General features: G+C 70.9%; 9 protein-coding genes. 3 read left to right on the top strand and 6 right to left on the bottom strand.

Going from position 1 to position 8944, the window contains the following annotated elements; genetic code table 11:
• A partial coding sequence (locus E1287_RS39900; protein ID WP_243719763.1) for a metallophosphoesterase occupies positions 1-1669 on the bottom strand: 1669 nt, incomplete at its 3' end.
• Positions 1670-1701: 32 nt separating this feature from the next.
• Between E1287_RS39900 and E1287_RS39895 the strand changes: the two genes are divergently transcribed.
• Both E1287_RS39895 and E1287_RS39890 read left to right on the top strand, forming a co-directional pair.
• Entirely contained in the window at positions 1702-2043 is a 342-nt protein-coding gene (locus tag E1287_RS39895; protein WP_131970783.1) for a metallopeptidase family protein, read from the top strand.
• A 143-nt stretch (positions 2044-2186) separates the two neighbouring features.
• Positions 2187-3527: an MFS transporter gene (locus tag E1287_RS39890; RefSeq protein ID WP_131970781.1), complete on the top strand. Its 1341-nt coding sequence runs from the start codon at positions 2187-2189 to the stop codon at positions 3525-3527.
• Between the two features lie 117 nt (positions 3528-3644).
• Here the strand turns inward: E1287_RS39890 and E1287_RS39885 are convergent, their stop codons facing one another.
• Positions 3645-3998, bottom strand: a complete 354-nt coding sequence (locus E1287_RS39885; RefSeq protein ID WP_243719762.1) for a PspC domain-containing protein — start codon at positions 3996-3998, stop codon at positions 3645-3647.
• Positions 3999-4185: 187 nt separating this feature from the next.
• Here E1287_RS39885 and E1287_RS39880 point away from each other — a divergent pair, with 187 nt between their 5' ends.
• Entirely contained in the window at positions 4186-5205 is a 1020-nt protein-coding gene (locus E1287_RS39880; RefSeq protein WP_131970779.1) for an aspartate-semialdehyde dehydrogenase, read from the top strand.
• Positions 5206-5258: 53 nt separating this feature from the next.
• Here E1287_RS39880 and E1287_RS39875 read toward each other — a convergent pair whose 3' ends face one another.
• From E1287_RS39875 to E1287_RS39865, 4 genes are all read right to left on the bottom strand, one after another.
• A complete protein-coding gene (locus E1287_RS39875; protein ID WP_131970777.1) occupies positions 5259-5477 on the bottom strand; it encodes a DUF2277 domain-containing protein in 219 nt (72 codons plus the stop codon).
• 342 nt (positions 5478-5819) lie between these two features.
• Entirely contained in the window at positions 5820-5942 is a 123-nt protein-coding gene (locus tag E1287_RS46510; RefSeq protein WP_279508629.1) for a hypothetical protein, read from the bottom strand.
• Between the two features lie 34 nt (positions 5943-5976).
• Positions 5977-6978: a M28 family metallopeptidase gene (locus E1287_RS39870; protein WP_131970775.1), complete on the bottom strand. Its 1002-nt coding sequence runs from the start codon at positions 6976-6978 to the stop codon at positions 5977-5979.
• A gap of 93 nt (positions 6979-7071) precedes the next feature.
• Positions 7072-8616 (bottom strand): M4 family metallopeptidase, encoded by a 1545-nt coding sequence (locus E1287_RS39865; protein ID WP_243719761.1) that lies wholly within the window; start codon positions 8614-8616, stop codon positions 7072-7074.
• Positions 8617-8944 lie beyond the last annotated feature (328 nt).

Raw genomic sequence — 8944 nt, 5'->3', positions numbered from 1 at the left:
TCGGCAGCGTCAGAGGTGTATAAGAGACAGACGTGAGGCCCAGGCCGCCGAGGCGGAGGTCGTCCCAGCCCTGGAGGCGGTGGGTGGCGCGGCTGAAGTAGAGGACGGAGAGTTCGATCGGGGTGGGCTTCTCGTGTTCCAGGCCGCGGAGGCCGGCGCCGCCGGTGGAGCCCTGGACGAAGAGGCGGGTGCCGGTGGGGAGGAGTTTGGTGGAGCGGGCGTGGGCGTGGCCGGAGAGGATCAGGGGTGTCAGGCCGGAGAAGGCTTCGCCTTCGTTCGGGTCGTGGACGACGGCGAGGTCCGGTGTCGTGCCTGAGGCGCGGAGCTTCTCGGCGAGGAGGGTCCCCTCGGCGCGCATCTGGTCGGCGCCGACGAAGTCGTCGCGGGTGCTCTTGTCGGGGGTGAAGCGGGGGTCGCCGACGCCGTAGACGCGCAGGCCCTTGACCTCGCGGGTGGCGTCGTCCAGGACGATGGCGTTCTTCTCGCGGGCGACGGCGCGCTGGGTCTCCTTGGAGTCGTGGTTGCCGCGGACGTAGACGTACGGGACCTTCAGGTCGGAGATCTCGCCGGCGAACTTGTTCTCGGCCTTGCTGCCGTGGTCCATGAGGTCGCCGCTGTCGATGATGAGGTCGACCTTGAACTGGGTGGTCACGGACTTTATTACGTTCCACGCGGCCGGGTTGAGGTGGATGTCGGAGACGTGCAGGACGCGGATCGTGGACGGGTCGGGCTCGTAGGTCGGGAGGGTCGAGGTGGCCGCGTACAGCTCGGAGACGTTGCCGACGAGGCGGGCCAGTTGGGCGCGGTAGGCGGAGAAGCGTTCGACGAGGCTGCGGGTGTCGCCGACGATCTGGGTGGCGTTGGCGAGCAGGCCGGTGTAGCGGGGCTCGGCGATGGAGTGGGGGTTGAACGTCGTCCAGGTGAGGAGGGTGAGGGCGACGAGGCCGACGGCGGCGGACGCGAGGCCGAGGAGGGCGCGGCGCAGGGAGCGGAACAGGACGAGGCCCGCGGCGAAGCCGGCGAGGAGGGCGAGGACGACGGCGCGGACGAGGAGCTGTTTCACGCCGTCGGCGATCTGGTCGGCGATCTGGTCGGTGAGCCGGTCGACCTCGGCGTCGTTCTCGATGAGCTTCTGCGCCTGTTCGGGACGGACGTCGGTCAAACTCGCCTCAAGGGCGACGGGGCCCCAGTGGGTGTCGAGCTGGAGGGAGCCGAGCGGCGGCAGTTCGAGGGTCGTCCCGCCGTGGAGGGACGGGCGGAGGGACAGTTCGACGTCGGTGGGGCCGACTGGGGTGACGTAGCGTCCGCCGAGGAGGAGGCCGGCGTAGGCGGCGGCGAGTCCGATGGCGAGGACGAGGAGGAGGCGCGTCCAGCGGCTGGTCAGGATGGGGCGGGCGCGGCGGACGACCGGGTCGAAGAAGGCCCGGACGCGGGCCGCGGCGGGGGCCGTGCGGCGGCGGACGGCGTGGGACGCGGCGGTGGTGCTCCGGGCGATGGCGCGGGGGCCGCGGGCGGCGCGGCGCGAAGCGCGGGCGGCGGTGCGGGCGGTGGCGCGGGACGCGCGGACGGTCTGGCGGCGGGCGGCGCGCGAGGCGTTGGCGGCGGCGCGTGCGGCGCGGCGGGCGCGGGTCGCGGGGGGTTCGGTCGACTCGGCGCGGACCTTGGGCACGTGATCCCCTTCTGTCGAGCAGAATTGTCGGCGTGATGGAGTTGTCGCGCGATGAGTTCGAGGACCTGGTCGCTGAGGCCCTCGACACCATCCCACCCGAGCTGACCGCGCACATGCGCAACGTCGTCATCGTCGTCGAGGACGAGGCGCCCGAGCGCGGGCTGCTCGGCCTGTACCAAGGCGTACCCCTCACCGAACGCGGCGACTGGTACGGCGCCGTCCTGCCCGATCACATTTCGATCTACCGTAATGAGATTCTCCAGATATGCGACACCCCGGACGACGTGGTGGAAGAGGTGAGGATCACCGTGGTGCATGAGATCGCTCACCATTTTGGTATCGACGACCGAAGGCTCCACGAGCTCGGCTACTGACCCTTTCCTCGTACATGCCGGGTTCGGCGGCTGAAAATAGCCGGCCGGGACGAGGAATTGTGCACTGTAGGTCACATCAAAGCCACGCAGCGTGAGTTAATGGGAGGGCCGTCCAACACCGGGCGGGCTGAACTGGAGCGAGCGTGGCGGGAAGGCAGACCGGGCGGCACCGCCGTCCGCCGGAGGAGCAGGCGACCTACCGCGAGGTGTTCGCGGTGGGCGAGTTCCGCGCCCTCTGGCTGGCGCAGGCGCTGTCGTTCGTCGGCGACCAGCTGGCCCAGGTCGCGCTGGCCGTGCTCGTGTACGACCACACGAAGTCGGCGTTGCTGACCGCGCTGGTGTACGCGCTGACGTACATCCCGCCGATCGTGGGCGGGCCGGTGCTGTCCGGGCTGGCCGACATGTTCCCGCGCCGCACCGTCATGATCGTCTGCGATGTGGTGCGGGCGGGCCTGGTCGCTGTCATGGCGCTGCTGGAGATGCCGGTCGGCGCGCTGTCGGCGCTGGTGTTCCTCACCGTGCTGCTGGGGGCGCCCTTCTCGGCGGCCCGTGCGGCGCTGCTGCCGGACGTCCTGGAAGGCGACCGGTACGTGGCCGGGTCGGCGATCAACAACATCACGCACCAGGGCACGCAGATGCTCGGCTTCCTGGCGGGCGGCGCGATCGTCGCCGTCGTCGGGACGTACGAGGCGCTCGCGCTGGACGCGCTGACGTTCGGCGCGTCCGCCGTCATCCTGATCGGCGGGCTGCGGCGGCGAGGAGCGCCGCGGCGGCGCGAACGCGAGCCGTTCGGGCTCTGGCGCGGGACGCGGGACGGCGTGCGGCTCGTGTTCGGCGACCCGGTGCTGCGGTCGCTGGTGCTGTTCGCGTGGCTGTGCGCGTTCTACGTGATCCCCGAGGGCCTCGCCGCGCCGTACGCGGCGACGTTCGGCGGCGGCGCGGTCACGGTCGGGGTGCTGCTGTCGGCGATGCCGACCGGGATGGTGATCGGCGCGTTCCTGTTCAGCCGGTTCGTCCGTCCGGCGAACCGGCTGCACGCGATGGGCTGGATGTCGATGCTCGCCTGCCTGCCGCTGATCGGCGCGGGCCTGCGCCCGCCGCTGTGGTGCGTGGTGGCGCTGTGGGCGCTGTCGGGCGTCGGCAGCGCCTACCAGCTCGCGGCCAACGCCGCGTTCGTGGCCGCGGTGCCGGCGTCGGGACGGGGACGCGCGTTCGGCCTGGCCCAGTCCGGCATCCTCGCCGGACAGGGCGTCGGCATCCTCGTCGGCGGCGCGGCGGCCCAGGTGCTCGGGCCCGAGACGGTGGTGTCGCTCGCCGGCGTGCTCGGGCTGTCGGTCGCCGCGATGCTCACGCTCGGCTGGAACCAGGTCCGCGGCGGCGTCATCGCCGGCATGCGGGAGCGTGTCGAGCCCGTCGTCGTCGCCGCGCCCCCCGCGGGCGACGACGAGCTGTCCGGCGTCAGCCGATCCGCTCCCGCCCCTTGACCCCCTTGGTCCGTGTTACTGGGCGGCTCCCCGCCTTGGCCCCGTTCGTAGGCGGCTCGCCGCCTTGGCCCCCGTTCGTGTCTCTGGTCGGCTCTCGCGCCCCTAGCCCGTTGACGTCTAGGCGTGGGTGCGGGGCTTGTTGAAGGCGTCCCTGGTCTTCTTGACGGCGTCCTGGACGGCCGGGGAGTCGCTCGCCTTCTTGATCATGTCCTCGGCGATCGTCTTCTCGGCGCCCTCCTCGGGGATCAGTACCCAGCCGATGGCGTAGAGCGCGATCCCGGCGCCGCCGAAGACGGTGAAGACCGCAAGGCCGGCCCTGATGATGTTGGCGTCGACGCCGAGGAAGCGCGCGGCGCCCGAGCAGACCCCGGCGAGGATCCGGTCGTCGCGGGTGCGTCTGAGCTTCTTCTCGCCGGCCGTGCCGGCCTCGCCGGCTATGGTGGCGGTGGTGGTGTCCTTGTTCATGTCCATGCCTCGATCATGCCCAGTGCCGGGTAACCCTGACATCCGGATTCGCCCTGATTCGCCCCTGAATGCACCACTGGCGGCTCAGGGTGGCGTCCCGGAGCTTTGACCCCGCTGCGTAGGGTTATTGATTGGACGACCTGAACGTCCTGGGCGACACTCCAGGTCAAAGCGATCTACCAGAGGGAGCGGCATGAGAATCGGGATCGTCGGGGCCACCGGCCAGGTCGGGGGCGTGATGCGCGAGATCCTGGCCGAACGCGGGTTCCCGGTCGACGAGCTGCGGCTGTTCGCCTCGGCCCGCTCGGCCGGACGCAGGCTGCCGTGGAACGGCTCCGAGATCACCGTCGAGGACGCGGCGTCCGCCGACTACTCGGGCCTCGACATCGTGCTGTTCTCGGCCGGGAAGACCACGTCGAAGGAGCTGGCGCCGAAGGTCGCCGCCGCCGGCGCCGTCGTGATCGACAACTCCTCGGGCTGGCGGATGGACCCGGACGTCCCGCTGGTCGTCGCCGAGGTCAACCCGCACGCCGCGACGCGCCGTCCCAAGGGGATCATCGCCAACCCGAACTGCACGACGATGGCCGCGATGCCGGTGCTGCGGCCCCTGCACGCCGAGGCCGGGCTGACCGCGCTCGTCGTCTCGACCTACCAGGCGGTGTCGGGCAGCGGGCTCGCGGGCGTCGCGGAACTGCACGACCAGGCGACCAAGGTCGTCCAGACCGCGGACCGGCTGACCCATGACGGCTCGGCGGTGGAGTTCCCCGAGCCGTCCGTCTACGTGCGGCCGATCGCGTTCAACGTGCTGCCGATGGCGGGGTCGATCGTGGACGACGGGCTCGCCGAGACCGACGAGGAGCAGAAGCTCCGCAACGAGAGCCGCAAGATCCTGGAGATTCCGGACCTGAAGGTGTCGGGCACCTGCGTCCGCGTCCCCGTCTTCACCGGGCATTCGCTGCAGGTGAACGCCCGGTTCGAGCGTCCGATGAGCCCTGAGCGGGCGAGCGAGCTGCTGGCCGGCGCGCCCGGCGTCCTGCTGTCGGACGTCCCGACGCCGCTCCAGGCCGCGGGCCAGGACCCGACCTACGTGGGCCGCATCCGCCGCGACGAGACCGTCGACAACGGCCTCGCCCTGTTCTGCTCGGGCGACAACCTCCGCAAGGGCGCGGCCCTCAACACCGTCCAGATCGCCGAGCTGGTCGCCGCCGAGTAAATCCTCGGCGGGGCCGAGCAGGGGCCGCCGGGGCCGAGCAGGGCCCGGCGGGGTCAGCTTGCGCGGCGGCCGCGGATCTCCAGGGAGTTCAGGAGCACGGCGGTGCTCTCGGCGATCTCCTCGACGGCCCGCTCGAACGCCTCGGCGTTGTGGGACGCGGGCGCGCGGAACCCGGAGATCTTGCGGACGTACTGGAGCGCTGCCGCCCGGACGTCCTGGTCGGTCACGTCGTCGGTGAAGGGCGGGCGGAGAGTCTTGATACTGCGGCACATGCCCCCATTGTGACCCCTGCGCCCGACATCCCACTCCGGCGCCGGCGGCGCGGAGGGGATTTGAGGGCCCCGGGCCCCCGTCCGGCGAAGGGCCGGACGAGGGCGCCAGGGGCCCGGCGGGGGGCGGGGCCCCGTCTGGGCGGCGGTACACGGGCCGGGCCGAGATTCGTACCGTGCGACCGCCTTAGGTCAGCCCTTGGGAGTGGTGTCGGGCTGTCCAAAATTGGACCGTGGCGGCGGGTCGGGTGTCAACGGATCCATCCGCCACTGGATTTTCAACATCGCTGAACGAGGCCATCGAAAATTCTGAAAAGCCTCATTGAGCTGCGCGAATGAAATGCCTCACTTGGTGATCTCGATGGAGTCGTGGCCGACCTCGACGAGACGGCCCGCGCCCGCGTCCGCGGACTCCGCGACGAGACCGGCGCTTTGCCCGGCATATACGGAGACATCCGCCGTCTGCATTTCCAGGCGGCGTCGGGTCGTCCGGTCGGGGCGGCTACCGTGTGCCGGCGCTGCCGCCCAGCGTCCAGACGGCGTACGCGATGGCGTCCGCGTTGCGGTCGAGCGCCGGGTCGTTGATGTTGGACGTCGTGTCGCAGGACGCGTGGTAGCACCGGTCGTACGCGACGCCCGCCTGGCCGCCCCACTTCTGCGCCTGCGCGGACGTCTTGCGCCCCTCGGCGCCGGTGAACAGGCCGCCGGCGGCGATCCCGTACCGGATGAACGGGCCGTAGTCGGAGCGTCCGTCGAACGCCGTGTCCTCGACGGGGACGTTGATCGTGGCGAAGTGCGCGCGGAGCACCCGCTCGATCTCCGCGGACCCGGCGGGCCCGCCGCTGCCGCTCGACCCGTCGCCGTCATAGGCGAAGTAGCCCGGGTTGGGCGAGCCGACCATGTCGAAGTTCAGGTAGCCCTTGATCTTCGACCGCTCGGCGGACGGCAGGTTGTTGACGTAGTACGTCGACCCGATGAGGCCGAGCTCCTCGGCGCCCCACCAGGCGAACCGCAGGTGCCGGGACGGCTTGTAGCCCTCGCGGGCGACGGCGAGCGCCACCTCCAGGTTCGCGCCGGAGCCGGAGCCGTTGTCGTTGATGCCGGGGCCCGCGTTGACGCTGTCGAGATGCGCGCCGACCATCAGGGTGTTGTTGGCGTCGCCGCCCGGCCAGTCCGCGATCAGGTTGTAGCCGGTGGCGCCGTTGTAGCTGAACGACTGGATGGACGTCGTGTACCCGGCCGCGTCCAGCTTGGCCTTCACGAAGTCGACGGACGCGCGGTAGCCGGGACGGCCGTGGGCGCGGTTCCCGCCGTTGCTGCTGGCGATGCTCTGGAACTGCGACAGGTGCGCCTTGACGTTGGCGAGCGGGATGTCGGGCGCGGCGGTGCGTGCCGCCGGAGGCGCGACGGGGGCTTCGAGGGACGCTGACGCGCCGGCGCCGGGCAGCAGGGCGGATAGGGCCAGAGCGGCCGCCGCGGCGGTCGCCATAGTGCGCGATCTCATGAGATTCCTCCAGGGAAGGGGAGCGGCCCGCGACGGGGGAGCGGGCCCCGTCACGGGCCGCGAGTTCGATGCCGGTCAGGAACCGGCGGTCACTCAGCAGGCGGGCTCACCGGACTGCGCGGGGACGCTCACCGCGCTCCAGGCCGCCTTCACCGAGTTGCACTCGGCCGCGGAGCCGGGGAACAGCTGCTTGGCCGCGTTCACGGTCTCCAGGCGGGCGCGCGCGTGGCTCCAGGCCGTCACCTTCCGGTTGAGGCCCTCCATGAAGACCTTGCCGGCCTTCTGGATGCCGATCCCGGTGACGGTCGAGTTGTTGCACGTCGGGCTGGCCGGGGTGCCGTTCGAGCCCACGGCGAGCAGCACGAACCAGTGGTTCTGCGGGCCGGCCGCCTTGTGCACCTCGGTGCGCGGGATCGAGGACGAGTAGCAGTTCGGGTCGTTGTTGACCAGCGACGGGTTGTACATGTTGCGGATCGGCCCGCGGCCGACCAGGTCGACCTCCTCGCCGACCAGGTAGTCCGGCGGGTCGAGGTTCTCGGGCTCGTTGGCGTAGAACTCGACCAGCGCGCCGAAGATGTCGCCGGCCGACTCGTTCATGCCGCCCTTCTCGTTGCCGTTGCCGCCGCTGGAGCCGCCGGGCGTGTTCTGGAAGATGCCGTGGCCGTTCTCGTGGCCGACGACGTCCATGCCCGTGGCCTGCTTGGTGCCGGCGGAGTTACGGCCGTAGTTGGTGTAGCTGCCGTTCCAGAACGCGTTGGCCTGGTTCAGGCCGACGCGCATCGGGAAGCCGCCGCCGCTGCCGTTCATGCCGTTGCGGCCGAGCCACTCCTTCAGCATGTCCCATTCTTTTTGGGCGGCGTACATGGCGTCGACGCAGGCGGTCTCGAGGTCGGTGCCGCTGCCGTTGCCCCACACGTTGTCGGTGCCGGTGAACGTCTGGCCGTTCTGGCCGCCGCAGCGGAGGCCGTTGCGCGTCGGGTCCTGCATGGACGTGGCAGCCGTGCTGACGTCGACGGTCCCGTGGTAGAAGCTGCGGTCGTCGGGCGCGGCGTGGGTGACCTCGTCGAACGTCCGGACGACCTTGCCGCTCTTGGCGTCGACGAACACGTGCAGCTTCGTCGGGGCCTTCTTGTGGACGCCGGTGACGACGGTCTCGTAGGCGAGGCGTCCGGCGCCCTCCGCCATGACCGTCAGCTGCGGCGCGGAGGCGCTCTCGACCTTGGACACGCGGGCGCGGGACGTCTTGGCGGCCTGCGCCGCCGAGACCTTCGCCGTCGTGTCGACGTCGAGCGCCTTGGTCTGGCTGACGGAGCTGCTCAGCACGGCGCCGCCGGCGTCGGTCGTGACGACGAAGTCGCCGCCGAACACGGGGAGCCCGGCGTGCGTCCGCTGGTAGGACACGTGCTGGAGGCCGTTCAGGCTGGACACGACCCCGGTGCGGTAGATCTCGTCCTCGGCCGCCGTCTTGAACGTGGCGGGCTGCGCCGCGACGACGCGGTCGGCCGAACCGGCGGCGACGGTGCGTGGATCGGGCTTGGCGGGTGCGGTGCGGGTGGTCGCACCTGTGGCGGGGGCGGACAACGCCACGGCGAGGCAGGCGGACAACGCCGCAGCCCCGATCGCGGTCTGGTGTCTCACGGGGGTGCTCCTTCCACGTGCCGGGCATGGCGCGGCACGTGGAGGTCCTTGTGGGAGCGCCTCCGCGTGGACCGCAACCCGTCCGGCTGGGGGTTGGGATGGGGGTGTGCTCATCCGGATGAGCTGTCCCGAAGTGCACTCCTAGTTATGAAATGTGTCAATGAGTCCAAGTAGGACTGGATTTTCAATCCGCGGCGCGTTGTTAAGTGAAAGCTCGAAACCCGGCCCCTGGGCAGTGCGGACGTCAGCGACCGCTGGCGGACGCCGCCGGAGCATCGAGGGAAAGTGGAGGGTGAGGGGGGCGCTGGGTTAGGGGCTGTCTCTGATA

Source organism: Actinomadura sp. KC06 (genome assembly GCF_004348735.1).
Lineage (GTDB): Bacteria > Actinomycetota > Actinomycetes > Streptosporangiales > Streptosporangiaceae > Spirillospora.
This window is presented reverse-complemented; position numbering and strand designations above follow the sequence as displayed.